Below are 16,052 nucleotides of genomic sequence, written 5' to 3' on the forward strand. Positions count from 1 at the left end.
GTTATCTCAAGGGCTTGCGCAGGAAGACGCGGGTGCGCTCGGCGAAGGCGACGCGCTTGTATTCGACATAGCCGATGCGTTCGTAGAGCGCGCGGTTCTCGGTCATCTTCTCGTTGGTGAAGAGGTAGATCGAATCGTGGCCTTGCCGGAGCGCTTCATGCTCGGCGAGTTCGAGCAGGACGCGGCCGACGCCGGTGCCCTGGTGCTGCGGCCGCACCGCAATCACGTCGATCAGGAAGCCTTCGTCGGTGATGTCGAGCACCAGCGCGGCGATGGTTTCGTTCTGCTGCGTGGCGACCCAGACCTGCGCATCGGCGATGGCTGCGCGGTAGTCCTTGGTCATCGGAATCGGCGTGAGGCCGAGGCGCGGGATGTAGTGTCGAAAGGCCTCGATGGCGCATTCGGCGATGGATGCCGCATCGTCCGCGTCGGCCCGGCGGAGGGTCCATGCCGTCCCTTGGCTCACGCGTCGAACTCCACCTCGCCCTCGATCTCGACCGGGATGTTGAACGGCAGCTCCGCCATGCCCACGGCACTGCGCGCATGCGCGCCGATGTCGGGCCCGAAGAGTTCGAGGATGAGGTCCGAGAAGCCGTTGATCACCGCGGGCTGCTTGTCGAAGCCAGGTGCCGAGGCGACCATGCCGAACACGCGCGTCCAGGCCGTGATGCGATCAAGATCGCCCAGCGCGCGCTGCAGGCTGCCGAGCATCGCGAGGGCCGTGAGGCGTGCTGCCGCATAGCCTTGCTCGACCGTCACCTCGCGGCCCAGCTTGCCGAGCGGCGCGGCGATGGTGCCGTCGGCGTTGAGCGGGCCATGGCCCGAGACGATGGCGCGGCGGCCGATGAGCCGCACGAACTGAAAAGGCAGCACGACGCCGGGTGGCGGCGTCACGGTCGGGGGAAGAACGAGGCCGAGCGCGGCCAGTCGTTGTTCGATGCGGGCCATGGCATTTCTCTCCTGTGGCGGACACGAAAAATCCGCCGCATCTTGCCATGGCCTTGGGGCGTCAGCCGAGTGCCGGATAGTCCGTGTAGCCCTTCGCGCCGCCGCCGTACATGGTGGCCTTGTCGAGCGCGTTGAGCGGTGCGTTTTCGCGCAGGCGGCGCACCAGGTCGGGGTTCGAGATGAAGGGCTTGCCGAAGGCCACGAGGTCGTCGCCTTCCTTCACGGCTTCGTCGGCCAGCGGCTTGTCGTAGCCGTTGTTGACCATCCATGCGCCCTTGCCGCCGGCTTCGCGGTACGCGGCCTTGAGGGCTTCGTAGTCGAAGGGGCGGTCCTCGATCTCGCGCGGGCCGCCGGTGGCGCCTTCGATGATGTGGATGTAGGCGAGGTTCAGCTGCGCGAGCTGCTTGACCACGTAGGTGAAGAGCGGCTGCGGGTCGCTGTCGTGCACGTCGTTGGCAGGCGTGACGGGCGACAGGCGGATGCCGGTCTTGCCGCCACCGACCGCGTCGACGACGGCGCGCGTGGCTTCGAGCAAGAGGCGCGCGCGGTTCTCGATGCGGCCGCCGTAGTCGTCGGTGCGCTTGTTGCTGCCGTCCTTCAGGAACTGGTCGAGCAGGTAGCCGTTGGCGCCGTGCACTTCGACACCGTCGAAGCCGGCGGTTTCCACCGCGCTGCGGGCGGCGACGGCGTAGGCGTGGACGATGCCCGGCAGTTCACCGGCATCGAGCGCGCGCGGCTCGGAGGTTTCGACGAAGGTCGGCACGCCGCCCTTGATGAGCACGGTCTTGGTCTTGGCGGTGATGGCCGAGGGGGCGACGGGCTTTCCGCCATCGGGTTGCAGTTCGGTGTGCGAGACGCGGCCCACATGCCAGAGCTGAACGACGATCTTGCCGCCCTCGGCGTGCACCGCGTCGGTCACGCGCTTCCAGGCGTCCAGCTGCTCGGTGCCGTAGAGGCCGGGCACGTCGGCGTAGCCCTGGCCCTGGTGGCTGATGGCGGTGGCTTCGGTGATCAGCAGGCCCGCGGTGGCACGCTGCGCGTAGTAGGTGACGGCCAGCTCGGGCGGCACGGCGTTGGGCGAGCGGTTGCGCGTCAGCGGCGCCATCACGATGCGGTTGGCGAGCTTCAGGTCGCCGGCCTGTACGGGGTCGAAAAGGGTGGACATCGTGGATGAGGGAGCAGAGTTGAAACAGGCGCAAGGCTAAGCGCCCGGCCTCAACCCTGCTGTCGCACGGTTGTCCCGATTGGTGTTAATGCACGGTCAGGGCAGCAGCGCGGCGCTCACGCGCACCGGCATGGCGAGCAGGATCTGCCCCATGCCCTTGCCGAGCGGGTCGTTCCGCAGCGACGCCATGCCGCCACCGCCCAGCGCTTCTTCGCAGACGAAGTTGAAGGCGTCGATGCCCGGCACCTCGTAGCGCGTGACGCGGCCCTTGACGAGGTGTGCGAGCCACTCGGCCACGCGTGCTTCGGTGAGCTGTTCGCGCAGCAGCGGCAGCAGGGCGGGGTGGCGCGCGATGACGCCGATGTTCGAGGTGTCGCCCTTGTCGCCGCTGCGAGCCCAGGCGAGGCGGATGAGGGGGACTTCGACGGTGTCGATGGCCTCCGGTGCCGCTGCTTGTTGCGTGGCGCTGGCGGGGCGCGGCATTGGGGTATCGATGACAGCGCGTGCAAGGGTGCGCGGCACATCGATGCGCTGCCCATCGATGCTCACGCTGGCCTCGACCTGCGACTTGTCGAGCAGGAAGGCGTATTGCCGGATCGATGGCGATACGGAAGCCCGCCCACCCCCGGCGCCTGTGGTGCCCGGAGACCACGAGGTGCCGGCCGGCGCCACCTCGCGCGCGAACAGTTCGAGCGCCTCCTTGCGCGGATGCGTCACCGCGAGCCGCAACACCACCTCGCGCGTCTGCAGCGCCTGCGCATTCGCATGTGGGCCGTAGCAGGACTCGGCGCCCAGCATTTCGATGTGCGTGCCACTGTAGGGGCCGAAGCCGAACTGCGTGAAGAGCTCGCCGGTACGCGCGAGGATCGCCTCTCCCGTGCGCCGCGCCTTCGCGGCCGCATCGAAGCCCACGATGGTGAGCTGCGCCGCGGTCTTGAAGCCGTCGACATATGTGGCGCTGACCTTGTAGCTCGTGGTCGGTGCACGACCGCGCGCGCCATGCACGCGCACGCGGTGCTCGCCGACTTGCTCGATGCGCACCTGCGTGAAGTCGGCCGTCACGTCGGGCAGCAGGTAGGCGGCCGGGTCACCGATTTCATAGAGCATCTGCTCGCCCACCACCGCGGGCACGAGCTTGCCGCCGGTGCCCGCGGGCTTGGTGACGACAAAGCTGCCGTCGGCGCTGCACTCGACGATCGGGTAGCCGATGTGGGGCCAGTCGGGCACGGTGTCCCAGTCGGTGTGCAGGCCGCCGGTGGCCTGGCAGCCGCATTCGATGATGTGGCCCGCGAGGCTGCCGGCGGCAAGCAGGTCGTGGTCTCCGGGCTGCCACTTGAATTCGTGCATCAGCACGCCGAGCGTGACGGCCGAGTCGACGCAGCGGCCGGTGATGACGACCTGCGCGCCTGCATCGAGCGCCGCCTGGATCGGCTGCGCGCCGAGGTAGGCGTTGGCGGTGAGCACGCGTTCGGGCAGCGCTGCGCCGCTTTGCAGTTCGCGCACCGGCGGCTGGGCCTGGCACAGTTGCGGCAGCAGCGCGGACACGTCATCGCCGCTCACTACCGCGATCTTGAGTTCGATGCCTTGCTCTTTCGCGAGCGCGGCCAGTGCGTCGGCGCAGCCTTGCGGGTTGACGCCGCCCGCGTTGCTCACCACGCGGATGCCCTGTTTCACGACATCCTTGAGCACCGACTTCATCGCGACCGAGACGAAATCCGTCGCATAGCCCAGCTCCGGCTTCTTGAGCCGCGCACCCGCGAGGATCGACATGGTGAGCTCGGCGAGGTAGTCGAACACGAGGTAGTCGATCTGCCCGCTGGCCACGAGCTGCGGCGCGCCCACGCTGCTGTCGCCCCAGAAGCCCGAGGCGCCGCCGATGCGGACGATGCGTTCGTCGTTGCCTTTGCTGTCGTTGCTCATCGGCCGCTCCATTGCGGCTTGCGCTTCTCGCGAAAGGCCAGCTGCCCTTCGGCCGCATCTTCGGTGAGCGCGAAGAGGCCGATCTGGCTTTCGGTGAACGCCATCGATTCCTCGAAGGCCATCGCCTCGATCTTCTTCATCGTGTAGAGGCCGCGGCGGATGGCGGCGGGCGACTTGTCGAGCATGCGTCCGAGCAGCCAGTCGACGCTCTCGTCGACGTCGTCGCTCACGCGGTTGATCAATCCATGTTCGAGTGCTTGACCAGCGGTGATGGGTTCGCCGGTGATGCACATCTCGGCCAGCACGCGGCGCGGCAGCAGGCCGTCGAGCACGCTGAGCACCTGCGCGGGAAAGAGGCCGACCTTCACCTCGGGCAGGCCGAACACGGCACTGCTGCTCGCCACCGCCATGTCGCACATCGCCATGATCCCCATGCCGCCCGCCATGCACGCGCCGTTGACGCGCGCGATGAGCGGCACGGTCGAGTGGCGCGCCTGGCGGAAGAGGTTGGCGAAGCCCTGGTAGGGCTGCGCGTAGTCGAACTTGAAGGAGGTGCCGCTTTGCAGGTCGGCGCCCGCGCAGAAGGCGCGCGTGCCGGCACCTGTGATGACGACGGCGCGCACCGCGGTGTCGTTGTTGGCGCGTGCCAGCGCGTCGGACAGGCGTGCGAGCACAGCGCCGTTGATCGCGTTGCGCCGCTCCTCGCGGTCGATGGTGAGCCACATGACGGGCCCGCGCATCTCTTGGCGCAGTTCGACGGTGGGAGGGGTTTCGGCCATGGCGCTGGGTTCCTTCGGTGGTCTTCTGGAGTTCTGCCCGTAGCGTGACGCGAAAAAAAAGCCGCATCGTGCGGCTTGTGGCTGAAGCGGCCCGGGTTTTCCCGTAGAGGGCCCGGCCGGTTCGCTGCTTCTGTGAGCTTCGGTTTACTTCAGCAGGCCTTCGGCCTTCATCGCTTCCTGCACGGCCGGACGGGCCGCAACGCGCGCATGCCAGGCCTGCACGTTGGCGAAGGCCGAGATGTCTACGCCGGTCGGCTTGGTCCAGTTGGTCACGGTGAACAGGTAGCCGTCGGCCACGCTGAAATGCTCGCCCATCAGGTACTGCTTTTCGGCGAGCTGGCCGTCGAGCCATTCGTAGCGCGACTTGAGCTTGTCCTTGAAGATGGTCTTGGCTTCCTCGGGCATGTTCGGGTTGAACAACGGGCTGTAGCCCTTGTGGATCTCGGTGCCGATGAAGGTGAGCCACTCCTGCAGGCGATAGCGCTGCAGCGTGCCGGCGGCGGGCGCGAGGTTCTTGGTGGGTGCGAGGTCGGCGATGTATTGCACGATGGCCGGGCCTTCGCGCAGGCGCGTGCCGTCGTCCAGTTCGAGCATCGGCACATAGCCCAGCGGGTTGATGCCGTAGTAGTCGGTGCCGTCCTGCAGCTTGTGGCTCTTGGTGCTGGCCATCACGGGTTCGAAGGCGAGACCGGCTTCGTGCAGTGCGATGTGGGGCGAGAGGGAACAGGCACCGGGCGAGTAATACAGCTTCATGCGAAATGGCTCCAGGGAAATGGATGGATGACGAGGTTGATCTTTATGCGAAACCGAGGGGCATGCTAGCGGGTTTGGCGGCGTCGCGTTTTTGTCCTACGGCCGCTTGGGGCTGGTGACTATCGGGCAGGCGGGGCGTGCTTTCTAAGCTCCCCCGCACGGTGGGCGAGGCCTGCTGCAAGGAGTTTCGGATGTTGAAGTACGCGATCATTTTTGCTGTCGTTTCGCTGGTGGCCGGCTTGCTCGGCTTCGGTGGCGTGGCTGCGGGAGCGGCCGGTATTGCCAAGCTGCTGTTCGGCCTGTTCCTCGTGCTGGCCGTGCTGTTCGTGGTGCTCGCCGCCCTCGGCGTGGGCGCGGTGAAGAAGGCGCTGGACTGATGCAGCGTCTGAAGACGAAGTGGCCGCAGGCGCGGTCGCTCGACATGCTGTTGCAGAGCCCCGCGCACCGTGTGCTGCGGGTGCTGCTCGTGACGCAGGCTCATTGGCAATTGCCCGAACACCGCTCGCGGCGACGACGGGCCTGAAGAAAACTCCCATGCACATTTCCCACATCGACGCGCAACTCGACTACGAGGTGGCGGCGCCCGCACACATGCTGCTCAACATCGAGGCCGCGCGCGCCGGCGCGCAGGCGGTGGTGGAAGAGACCTTGACCATCGAGCCACCGACCGAGATGCAGGTGTTCTGCGACGAGGGCAGCGGCAATCGCTTCATCCGCTTCGATGCCAAGCCGGGGCCGCTGAAGATCGGCTACAAGGCGACGGTGCAGCGCTCGCATGTGCATGTGCCGCCGGACCTGCGCGAGGTGCCGGTCAGCGAAGTGCCTGACGAGGTGCTGCACTACATGATGCCGACGCGTTATTGCGAGTCGGACCTGATGTCGCGCTGCGCGCAGCAGCTCTTCGGCGAACTGCCGCCGGGCATCGGCCGGGTGCAGGCCATCGTCGACTGGATCCACGAAAGCATCGCCTACGAACCGGGCAGCAGCGACTCGACCACCACCGCGCGCGAAGTGTTCGTGGAACGCGCGGGCGTGTGTCGCGACTTCGCGCACCTGGGCATCACCTTCTGCCGCGCGCTCAACATTCCGGCGCGGTTGGTGGTGGGCTATGTGTGGTTCGACGAACCGCCGCAGGATTTTCACGCCGTGTTCGAAGCCTGGCTCGGCGGGCAGTGGGTGCTGTTCGATCCGACGCGCATGGCGCCCGTCGACCGGCTGGTGCGCGTGGGCACGGGGCGCGACGCCAAGGACGTGGCCTTCTGCACGATCTTCGGCGCGGTGCGCATGACGGACAAGAAAATCGTGGTGCGCGAGCTGCAGGACGAAAGCGTCGCGCCGCCGGCCGCGCCTGCGCCCAGCGGCGCGCTGGTCGGCATCGAAAAGCCGGTGCCGGTGACCCAACTGGTGGAAACCACCGGCTGACAACAATAGTTTGCTATTAAAAATGTAGCAAACTATCCAGTATCCATGGGCAGGTGCAGGCGGTTTGGCATTGCCCCCTAGCTTGCCCACACAACAGGCGCAAGGCGGCATCGCCGATTAAAATCGGTGCCCTTTGCGCAGCGCACGCGTCTCAGTAGTGCGCCCCTCTTTCAAATGCTGTACCCCGAAGAATTCGATGTGATCGTCGTCGGCGGTGGCCATGCCGGCACCGAAGCCGCGCTCGCCGCCGCGCGCATGGGCGCCAAGACGCTGCTGCTCTCCCACAACATCGAGACGCTGGGGCAGATGAGCTGCAACCCGTCGATCGGCGGCATCGGCAAGGGGCACCTCGTGAAAGAGGTGGATGCACTCGGTGGTGCGATGGCGATTGCCACCGACGAAGCGGGCATCCAGTTCCGCATTCTCAATTCGAGCAAGGGGCCGGCCGTTCGCGCGACCCGCGCCCAGGCCGACCGCGTGCTGTACAAGGCCGCGATCCGCCATCGCCTGGAGAACCAGCCGAACCTGAGCCTGTTCCAGCAAGCGGTCGATGACCTGATGGTGGAGGGTGATCGCGTGGTCGGCGCCGTCACGCAGGTGGGCATCGCTTTCCGCGCGCGCACCGTGGTGCTGACCGCGGGCACTTTCCTCGATGGCCGCATCCATGTGGGCCTGGACAACTACCAGGCTGGGCGCGCGGGCGACCCGCCGGCGATCAGCCTGTCGGCGCGCCTGAAGGAACTGAAGCTGCCGCAAGGCCGCCTCAAGACCGGCACGCCGCCGCGGCTCGATGGCCGCAGCATCGACTTCTCGAAGTGCACCGAACAACCCGGCGACGGCATGCCCGGCGGGGCAGGGCCGATGCCGGTGTTCAGCTTCATGGGCCGCACCGACATGCATCCCCGCCAGATGGCCTGCTGGATCACGCATACGAATGCGCGCACCCACGACATCATTCGCTCCGGCTTCGACCGCAGCCCGATGTTCACCGGCAAGATCGACGGTGTCGGTCCGCGCTATTGCCCGAGCGTCGAAGACAAGATCAACCGCTTCGCCGACAAGGAAAGCCACCAGATCTTCCTCGAGCCCGAAGGCCTGACGACCAACGAGTACTACCCGAACGGGATCTCGACCAGCCTGCCGTTCGATATCCAGTACCAACTGGTGCGCTCGATGCCGGGGCTGGAGAACGCGCACATCCTGCGGCCGGGCTATGCGATCGAGTACGACTACTTCGATCCGCGCGAACTCAAGAGCAGCTTCGAGACCCGTTCGGTCAAGGGCCTGTTCTTCGCCGGGCAGATCAATGGCACGACCGGCTACGAAGAAGCCGCGGCCCAAGGTTTGTTCGCCGGCATCAACGCCGCGCTCCAATGCCGCGGCGAGGATGCCTGGCTGCCGCGCCGCGACGAAGCCTACCTGGGCGTGTTGGTCGACGACCTGATCACCAAGGGCGTGACCGAGCCGTACCGCATGTTCACGAGCCGCGCCGAGTTCCGACTGCAGCTGCGCGAGGACAACGCCGACATGCGCCTGACCGAAGCAGGGCGCAAGCTGGGCTTGGTGGACGATGCGCGCTGGGACGCTTTCAGCCGGAAGCGCGACGCTGTTTCACGTGAAACAGAGCGGCTCAAGTCGATCTGGGTGAACCCGCGCAACCTGCCGGCGGCCGAGTCGGAGCGCGTGCTGGGCAAGGCCATCGAGCACGAATACAACCTGGCCGATCTGCTGCGCCGTCCCGACGTGAACTACGAAACGCTGATGTCGCTGGATGGCGGGAAGTACGGCGCGGCCTCCGCTCTGACCGAAATCGAGATCGAGCAGATCGAAATCTCGGCGAAGTACTCCGGCTACATCGAGCGTCAGCACGACGAAGTGGAGCGCGCCGCGCATTTCGAGAACCTCCGACTGCCGGCCGATTTCGACTACGGACAGGTCAAGGCCCTGAGCTTCGAGGTGCGCCAGAAGCTGGACAAGCACCGGCCCGAAACCCTGGGGCTTGCTTCGCGCATCTCCGGTGTGACGCCGGCAGCCATCTCGCTCCTGATGATCCATCTGCGCAAGGGCGGGCACAAAGCCTTCGCCCGCGACGCCGCCACGGAAGCTGCCACCGAGCCGCAGTCGGCCGAATGAGCGCGCCGATCGATACGCTGCGCGAAGGCGCGGCAGCGCTCGGCGTCACCTTGTCCGATCGGCAGGGCGAGCAATTGCTGGCCTACGGCACGCTGATGCTCAAGTGGAACAAGGTCTACAACCTGACGGCGGTGCGCGATCCGGCAGGGGTGATGACGCACCATCTGCTCGACAGCCTGGCTGTTATTTCGCCACTTCAACACCAGTACCCGGAGAAGGGCAGGCTGCTCGACGTGGGTTCGGGCGCCGGCCTGCCGGGCGTGATCATCGCGATCATGCGGCCGGACATCGAGGTGAGTTGCCTGGATGCCGTGGCCAAGAAGGCCGCCTTCGTCCAGCAAGTGGCCGCCGAACTGGAGCTGCCCAATCTCCGCGGACTGCATGCACGGGTCGAATTGCTGGAAGGCAGCTACAACGTGATCAGCTCGCGCGCCTTCGCTTCGTTGCCGGATTTCTTCAACGGCTCGAAGCACCTGCTGACGCCGGATGGCGTCTGGCTCGCCATGAAGGGCAAGAATCCCGGCGACGAACTCGCGGTTCTGCCGCCAGAAGTGGCTGTGTTTCACGTGGAACAACTGACGGTCCCGGGCCTTGATGCCGAGCGCTGCATCGTCTGGGCACGCAAAGCGGCCGCCTGATTCCGTAAAAGATGCGGCACCGCCGGCAAAAGCCGGCGTTCGAACGGCCCTCCGCGCGCCGGCCTCGCTTAGACTCGACGCCTCCCCTTGGCTCTCTTCTTCGAGGCAAATTCCATGTTTGGCATCGCTGACTACGGCGCGTTTGTCGCCGCCATCGTCCTGTTCCTCCTGATTCCCGGTCCGGGCAATTTGGCGCTGATCACCTCGACCAGCAAAGGCGGAATTCGCGGTGGATTGGCAGCGACGACGGGCGTGATCGTTGGTGACCAGTGCCTTTTGTGGGCTGCCGTGGCTGGTGTGTCGGCGGTTCTGGCCGCTTACCCGACCGCGTTCAAGGCGGTGCAATGGCTGGGCGCAGCCTATCTGGCGTGGCTCGGCATCAAGATGCTGCTCGCCAAGCCCGGCTCGGCGCCGATCCTCAACATCAAGCCCAGCCATTTCTTCCGTCAGGCATTCACGATCACCTTGCTGAACCCGAAAGCCATCGTGTTCTACATGGCCTTCTTTCCGCTGTTCGTCGACCCGGCCCGTCACCAGGGACTGGTCACTTTCGGTGCGATGGCCGTGACGATCGCGGCGCTGACCTTCCTCTACGGCCTGACCTCGACGCTGCTCACGCACTTCCTCGCCGAGCGCATCCGTGCCAATCGCCGCATTTCCGGCACGCTGGAAAAGCTGGCTGGTGTTTTCCTGATCGCCTTCGGCGTCAAGCTCGCGATCTCGCGCTGATCGACCGATTTCCAGAACCGACATGGCCAAGATTTTCTGTATTGCCAACCAAAAGGGCGGCGTCGGCAAGACCACCACCACCGTCAACCTCGCCGCCGGCCTGGCCAAGGTGGGGCAGCGGGTGCTGATGATCGACCTCGATCCCCAAGGCAATGCGACCATGGGTTCGGGCATCGACAAGCGCGAGCTGGAGTTGACGGTGTATGACGTGCTGCTCGAATCGGCTTCCGTGGCCGAGGCGCGTGTCAAGGCGGACAAGCTGGTGGAGGGCGGTTGCGGCTACGACGTGCTGGGTGCCAACCGCGAACTGGCCGGCGCCGAAGTCGAAATGGTGGCACTCGACCGCCGCGAAAAGCGCCTGCGCACCGCGCTGGCGGCCGTCGGCGCCGAGTACGACTTCGTGCTGATCGACTGCCCGCCGAGCCTGAGCCTGCTCACGCTCAACGGCCTGTGCGCCGCCCATGGCGTGATCGTGCCGATGCAGTGCGAGTACTTTGCGCTCGAAGGACTGACCGACCTGGTCAACACCATCAAGCAGGTGCACGCCAACCTCAACAAGAACTTGCAGATCATCGGCCTCTTGCGCGTGATGTTCGATCCGCGCATCACGCTGCAGCAACAGGTGAGCGAGCAGCTCAAGTCCCACTTCGGCGACAAGGTGTTCGACACGGTGATCCCGCGCAATGTGCGGCTGGCCGAGGCACCGAGCTACGGCCTGCCGGGCGTGGTGTTCGATCCGGCCGCCCGGGGCAGCCAGGCTTTCATCGCCTTTGCGCAGGAGTTGGTCGAGAAGCTGCCGCCTGCGAGCGCCTTTACCTCTGGTGCCGTCGCGCCGCCGATTGCACCGGTCGATCGCATCGCGCCCGACCTGGCCATTCCCGAGGACGTGCTGGCGCCCGCGCCTGCCGCCGACTCCACCCCCGAAAAAAGCCTCTGACGCCTGCCTCGAATCAGCACGGCGCTATCAAGTTCGTAGCAAATGACAGTTTCCCGCATCCTGCTGTTGCCGGGTTGGCAGAACAGCGGCCCCGGCCATTGGCAAACCATCTGGGAATCGATCCATGGTGATCGTCGCGTCGACCAGCATGAATGGATGCGGCCGCTGCGCGGTGACTGGTCCGCGCGGCTCGAGGAAGAAGTGTTGGCGGCCCCCGGTCCCGTGGCCTTTGCCGCGCACAGCCTCGGCTGCATCCTCGTCGCCGCCTGGGCTGCACATTCGCGCAACACGCACAAGGTGCGCGGCGCATTGCTGGTGGCGCCTGGCGACCTGGAGCGCGACGATCTTCGGCAACTGATTCCCGGCTGGGCGCCGATCGTGCGACAGCCGCTGCCGTTCCCGGCCGTATTGATCGCCGCGAACGACGATCCTTACTGCGAGGCTTCGCGCTCGCAGCAACTGGCCAGGGACTGGGGCGCACGCTTCGTCGACGCCGGCAAGGGCAGTCACCTGAACGCCGAATCCGGCCTGGGCGACTGGCCCGAAGGCCGGCAACTCCTGAACGACATTTCGAAAGACAAGAACTGATGGCGACCAAGAAACCCAAGGGCCTCGGCCGCGGACTCGAAGCGCTGCTCGGCCCGACGGCCGCACCCGCCGCCGATCACAACGGTGCTGGCACGGAAGAGGGCGGCGCACCGCCGAACCCGACCACGCTGATGCTCGACCAGATGGTGGCCGGCGTGTACCAGCCGCGCACCCGCATGGACGAAGGCGCGCTCTACGAGCTGGCCGAGAGCATCAAGGTGCAGGGCATCATGCAGCCGATCCTGGTGCGCCGGCTCGATGCCGAATCGGCAGCGGCCAAGAACGCCGAATACGAAATCATCGCGGGCGAGCGGCGCTTCCGCGCCGCCAAGCTCGCGGGCCTGGACAGCGTGCCGGTGCTGGTGCGCGACGTGCCCAACGAAGCGGCGGCGGCCATGTCGCTGATCGAGAACATCCAGCGCGAAGACCTCAATCCGTTGGAAGAGGCTCAAGGCCTGCAACGCCTGGTCGCCGAGTTTGGGCTCACTCACGAAATGGCGGCGCAGGCCGTGGGCCGTTCGCGCAGCGCGGCCAGCAATCTGCTGCGCCTCTTGAACCTGGCCGAACCTGCGCAGCAGATGCTGATGGCCGGCGACATCGACATGGGCCACGCCCGTGCGCTGCTCTCGCTAGACCGCGGCACGCAGATCACTGCGGCCAACCAGATCGCCGCCAAAAAGATGTCGGTGCGCGAAGCCGAGGCGCTGGTGAAGAAGCTGGCCGCCGAGTTCACCCTCACGCCGTCCCGCCGCGGCAACGCCGGCGAGAAATCGCGCGACCTGCAGCGTGTGGAGGAAGAGCTGGCCGACCTGCTCACCGCCGAGGTCGAGGTGCGCATCAAGAAGCGCACGAAGCGCGGCGAAAGCGGCGAGCTCGCGATCCACTTTGGCTCCATCGAAGCGCTCAACGGATTGATCGATCGCATCCGCCGAACGGCCTAGTTTGTGAAATCGGCACGGGTCATTCGTTTGATTGATTAACGTAATCCTTTGCGCGTATCCTCGACCGCTGGTTTTTCCAACTCAAGATCTGAAAACAGAGGGAGTCCCTGTCATGACGTTCACCAAGTTCCCGCTCGCGGCCATCGCCGTCGGCGCGCTTCTTCTCACCGGCTGCGCAACCACCGACATGCAGATGGGCAGCCAGTCGGCCAAGACCATGGCCACCGGCAGCGCCGCCGGTTCGTCCACCGCCGGCGAAAGCAGCCAGCTCGAGCGCTGCGAATCGCCGCTCGGCACGGTGTCGCTGATCGAGAACCAGAGCGCGGGCTGGTACACCATCCTCACCGGCGAATACCGCCTGCCGCCTACTGCAAACCTGTTGCGTTTGCTGGTGCAGCAGTCGAACTGCTTCATCGTGGTCGAGCGCGGCGCAGCCGGCATGAACGCCATGACGCGCGAACGCGCGCTGCAGCAATCGGGTGAAATGCGCGGCGGCAGCAACTTCGGCCGCGGCCAGATGGTCGCCTCCGACTACGGCCTGTCGCCCGAGATCGTGTTCAGCAACAGCGATGCCGGCGGCATCGGCGGTGCGCTCGGCGGCCTCGTGGGTGGTGGCCGCGGCCGCGCGCTCGCAGCCGTCGGCGGCAGCCTGCAAACCAAGGAAGCCAGCGCGCTCCTGACCCTCATCGACAACCGCTCGGGCGTGCAGGTCGCAGCCTCCGAAGGCAGTGCCTCCAAGACCGACTTCGGCGCCTTCGGTGGACTGGCCGGCCGCAGCGGCGCCGGTGGCCTCGGCGGCTACACCAACACGGCGCAGGGCAAGGTGATCGCTGCCGCGTTCATGGACGCCTTCAACCAGATGGTCCGTTCGCTGCGCAACTACAAGGCGCAGACCGTGCGCGGCCAGGGCCTCGGCGGTGGCGGTCGGCTCGGCGTGGATGGCGGCGCTGCGCCATCGCAGACCTATGTGCCGCCGGAGCAGGCACCGGCACGTCGCCGCAAGTAAGCCAAACACGCTGGCCTTCGGGCCACGAAAAAGCCCGGCGCTCTCGCGAGCCGCCGGGCTTTTTCATGTGACGTAGATAAATCAGAGGCTGAAGATCTTCCCGGGATTCATGATGTTCTTCGGATCCAGCGCACGCTTGATCGTGCGCATCATGTCGATCGCACCGACACCCGCCTCGGTGACCAGGAAGTCCATCTTGTGCAGACCGACGCCGTGCTCGCCGGTGCAGGTGCCTTCGAGCGCCAGCGCGCGGCTCACGAGTGCGTGGTTCAGCGCCTCGGCCTTCACGCGCTCTTCGGGAATGTTCGGGTCCAGCAGATAACCGAAGTGGAAATTGCCGTCGCCCACGTGGCCGACGAGGAAGTAGGGGATGCCGCTCGCATCGGCCTCGGCCACCGAGTCGAGCAGGCAATCGGCCAGGCGCGAGATCGGCACGCAGGTGTCGGTGGAAATCACGCGGCAGCCCGGGCGCGACTGCACCGCCGCGAAGTAGCTGTTGTGCCGCGCGGTCCACAGGCGCGTGCGTTCTTCCGGCGTGCTGGCCCATTCGAAGGCATTGCCGCCGTGGCTGCTCGCGAGCTCCTGCACCGTCTCGGCCTGTTCCTTCACGCCGGCCGGCGAGCCGTGGAATTCCATCAGCAGCATCGGCTCTTCGCGCAGGTTCAGCTTGGCGTAGGCGTTCACCATGCGCACCGTGTTCACGTCGATCAGTTCCACGCGCGCGATCGGCACGCCGAGCTGGATCGTCTCGATGGTGGTGCGCACCGCAGCCTCGATGCTCGGGAACGAGCAGATGGCCGCCGACACGGCTTCAGGCAGCGGATAGATGCGCAGCGTGACTTCGGTGACCACGCCCAGCGTGCCCTCGCTGCCCACCATCAGGCGCGTGAGGTCGTAGCCGGCGGACGACTTCTTCGCACGCGTGCCGGTGCGGATGACTTCACCCGCAGCCGTCACCACCTCGAGCGCCAGCACGTTCTCGCGCATCGTGCCGTAGCGCACCGCGTTCGTGCCGCTCGCGCGCGTGGCCGTCATGCCGCCGATGGAGGCGTCCGCGCCCGGATCGATGGGGAAGAACAGGCCCGTGCTCTTGATCTCCTCGTTGAGCTGCTTGCGCGTCACGCCCGGCTGCACCGTCACCGTGAGGTCGTCGGCGTTGATCGACAGCACCTTGTTCATGCGCGACACGTCGATGCTGATGCCGCCCTGCACCGCCAGGAGGTGGCCTTCGAGCGAGGAGCCAACGCCGAAGGGGATGACCGGCACGCTGTGCTCGCTCGCGAGCTTCACGGCATCGGCCACGTCCAGCGTGCTCTCGGCGAACACCACGGCCGAGGGCGGCGGTGCATCGAACGACGATTCGTCGCGCCCGTGCTGGGTGCGCACCGCCATCGCCGTGGAACAGTTGGCGCCGAAGCGCGCCTTGAGCCCGTCGATCAGGCTGGCCGGGACGTCGCGCAGATGAAGCTCCGGCATCAGGTGCGAGGTTTGGGTCGGGGCGTTCATCGGGAGTCTCCTGACGGGTGAGGGGGATCGGCCATTTTACGGAGCGAGCACCATAATGCGCTTCAGAAAAAATGATGAACCCCACGACCCTCAACGCCCTCGCGGCCTTCCCCTTGCAACTGGAGGCCCACTACGCGGCCATTCCCGAGGCTTTCAGGCGCTGGGCGCCGCCCTCGTGGGAGGGCGTGCCCAGCGAAGCCTTCACCGCCATCGAGCAGCTGTGCCATGTGCGCGACATCGAGATCGAGGGCTACCACGTGCGCTTTCGGCGCACGCTCGCCGAGAACCGGCCGACGTTGGCCTCGATCGACAGTGAACCGCTCGCCATCGAGCGCAACTACGGCGTTGCCGACGCGAAGCAGGTGCTGGCCGATTTCCGCCTCGCACGCATGCAGACGATGGAAATCATCTCGAGCCTGACTGACGCGCAACTCGCGCGCACGGCCGTCTTCGAAGGCTACGGCCCGCTCACGATGCGCAGCCTCATCCATTACCTCTGCAGCCACGACCAGCAGCATCTTGCAGGCCTGCAATGGCTGGCCGGCAAGATCGACGCCTCGACGGTCCCCGCATAACCAGGAGCGAGC

The 16,052-nt window shown here is 66.3% G+C and carries 18 protein-coding genes; 11 read left to right on the top strand and 7 right to left on the bottom strand.

Annotated features, from left to right (window positions below):
- Window position 1 precedes the first annotated feature (1 nt).
- The 6 genes from GNX71_RS00220 to gstA form a co-directional block, all read right to left on the bottom strand.
- Window positions 2-466: a GNAT family N-acetyltransferase gene (locus GNX71_RS00220; RefSeq protein ID WP_206176422.1), complete on the bottom strand. Its 465-nt coding sequence runs from the start codon at window positions 464-466 to the stop codon at window positions 2-4.
- Complete coding sequence (locus tag GNX71_RS00225; RefSeq protein WP_206176424.1) at window positions 463-948, bottom strand: RidA family protein; 486 nt, start codon at window positions 946-948, stop codon at window positions 463-465. The genes GNX71_RS00220 and GNX71_RS00225 overlap by 4 nt, the downstream gene beginning before the upstream one ends.
- Before the next feature lie 61 nt (window positions 949-1,009).
- Window positions 1,010-2,113, bottom strand: coding sequence for an alkene reductase (locus tag GNX71_RS00230; RefSeq protein ID WP_206176426.1), 1,104 nt, complete (start codon window positions 2,111-2,113; stop codon window positions 1,010-1,012).
- A 96-nt stretch (window positions 2,114-2,209) separates the two neighbouring features.
- Entirely contained in the window at window positions 2,210-4,033 is a 1,824-nt protein-coding gene (locus GNX71_RS00235; protein WP_206176427.1) for an acyclic terpene utilization AtuA family protein, read from the bottom strand.
- Window positions 4,030-4,812 (bottom strand): enoyl-CoA hydratase/isomerase family protein, encoded by a 783-nt coding sequence (locus tag GNX71_RS00240; protein ID WP_206176429.1) that lies wholly within the window; start codon window positions 4,810-4,812, stop codon window positions 4,030-4,032. The genes GNX71_RS00235 and GNX71_RS00240 overlap by 4 nt, the downstream gene beginning before the upstream one ends.
- Before the next feature lie 144 nt (window positions 4,813-4,956).
- Entirely contained in the window at window positions 4,957-5,565 is a 609-nt protein-coding gene (gene gstA / locus GNX71_RS00245; protein WP_206176431.1) for a glutathione transferase GstA, read from the bottom strand.
- A 191-nt stretch (window positions 5,566-5,756) separates the two neighbouring features.
- On the opposite strand from gstA, the gene GNX71_RS00250 reads away from it, so the two are divergent.
- From GNX71_RS00250 to GNX71_RS00295, 10 genes are all read left to right on the top strand, one after another.
- Window positions 5,757-5,942: a DUF1328 family protein gene (locus GNX71_RS00250; protein ID WP_206176433.1), complete on the top strand. Its 186-nt coding sequence runs from the start codon at window positions 5,757-5,759 to the stop codon at window positions 5,940-5,942.
- On the top strand, window positions 5,942-6,088 hold the full coding sequence (locus GNX71_RS00255) for a hypothetical protein (protein WP_206176434.1): 147 nt from the start codon (window positions 5,942-5,944) through the stop codon (window positions 6,086-6,088). The genes GNX71_RS00250 and GNX71_RS00255 overlap by 1 nt, the downstream gene beginning before the upstream one ends.
- An 11-nt stretch (window positions 6,089-6,099) precedes the next feature.
- Complete coding sequence (locus GNX71_RS00260) at window positions 6,100-6,987, top strand: transglutaminase family protein (protein ID WP_206176436.1); 888 nt, start codon at window positions 6,100-6,102, stop codon at window positions 6,985-6,987.
- A 174-nt stretch (window positions 6,988-7,161) separates the two neighbouring features.
- Window positions 7,162-9,120 carry a tRNA uridine-5-carboxymethylaminomethyl(34) synthesis enzyme MnmG gene (mnmG, locus tag GNX71_RS00265; RefSeq protein ID WP_206176437.1) on the top strand — a complete coding sequence of 653 codons (1,959 nt, stop codon included), beginning with the start codon at window positions 7,162-7,164 and terminating at the stop codon, window positions 9,118-9,120.
- Window positions 9,117-9,758: a 16S rRNA (guanine(527)-N(7))-methyltransferase RsmG gene (rsmG, locus tag GNX71_RS00270; RefSeq protein WP_206176439.1), complete on the top strand. Its 642-nt coding sequence runs from the start codon at window positions 9,117-9,119 to the stop codon at window positions 9,756-9,758. Before mnmG ends, rsmG begins: the two co-directional genes overlap by 4 nt.
- 114 nt (window positions 9,759-9,872) lie before the next feature.
- Window positions 9,873-10,487: a LysE family transporter gene (locus GNX71_RS00275; protein WP_206176440.1), complete on the top strand. Its 615-nt coding sequence runs from the start codon at window positions 9,873-9,875 to the stop codon at window positions 10,485-10,487.
- Window positions 10,488-10,509: 22 nt separating this feature from the next.
- A complete protein-coding gene (locus tag GNX71_RS00280; protein WP_206176442.1) occupies window positions 10,510-11,424 on the top strand; it encodes a ParA family protein in 915 nt (304 codons plus the stop codon).
- 42 nt (window positions 11,425-11,466) lie between these two features.
- The gene (locus tag GNX71_RS00285; RefSeq protein WP_206176443.1) at window positions 11,467-12,012 is read left to right on the top strand and encodes an alpha/beta hydrolase; all 546 of its coding nucleotides are present in this window, start codon (window positions 11,467-11,469) and stop codon (window positions 12,010-12,012) included.
- Entirely contained in the window at window positions 12,012-12,953 is a 942-nt protein-coding gene (locus tag GNX71_RS00290) for a ParB/RepB/Spo0J family partition protein (RefSeq protein WP_206176445.1), read from the top strand. Before GNX71_RS00285 ends, GNX71_RS00290 begins: the two co-directional genes overlap by 1 nt.
- 112 nt (window positions 12,954-13,065) lie before the next feature.
- Entirely contained in the window at window positions 13,066-13,959 is an 894-nt protein-coding gene (locus GNX71_RS00295; RefSeq protein ID WP_206176446.1) for a CsgG/HfaB family protein, read from the top strand.
- Between the two features lie 81 nt (window positions 13,960-14,040).
- On the opposite strand, the gene GNX71_RS00300 is transcribed toward GNX71_RS00295, so the two are convergent.
- On the bottom strand, window positions 14,041-15,465 hold the full coding sequence (locus tag GNX71_RS00300) for an FAD-linked oxidase C-terminal domain-containing protein (RefSeq protein ID WP_206176448.1): 1,425 nt from the start codon (window positions 15,463-15,465) through the stop codon (window positions 14,041-14,043).
- A gap of 74 nt (window positions 15,466-15,539) precedes the next feature.
- Here GNX71_RS00300 and GNX71_RS00305 point away from each other — a divergent pair, with 74 nt between their 5' ends.
- Entirely contained in the window at window positions 15,540-16,040 is a 501-nt protein-coding gene (locus tag GNX71_RS00305; protein ID WP_206176449.1) for a DinB family protein, read from the top strand.
- Window positions 16,041-16,052 lie beyond the last annotated feature (12 nt).

The sequence above is a fragment of the Variovorax sp. RKNM96 genome, assembly GCF_017161115.1.
Taxonomy (GTDB): Bacteria; Pseudomonadota; Gammaproteobacteria; order Burkholderiales; family Burkholderiaceae_C; genus Variovorax.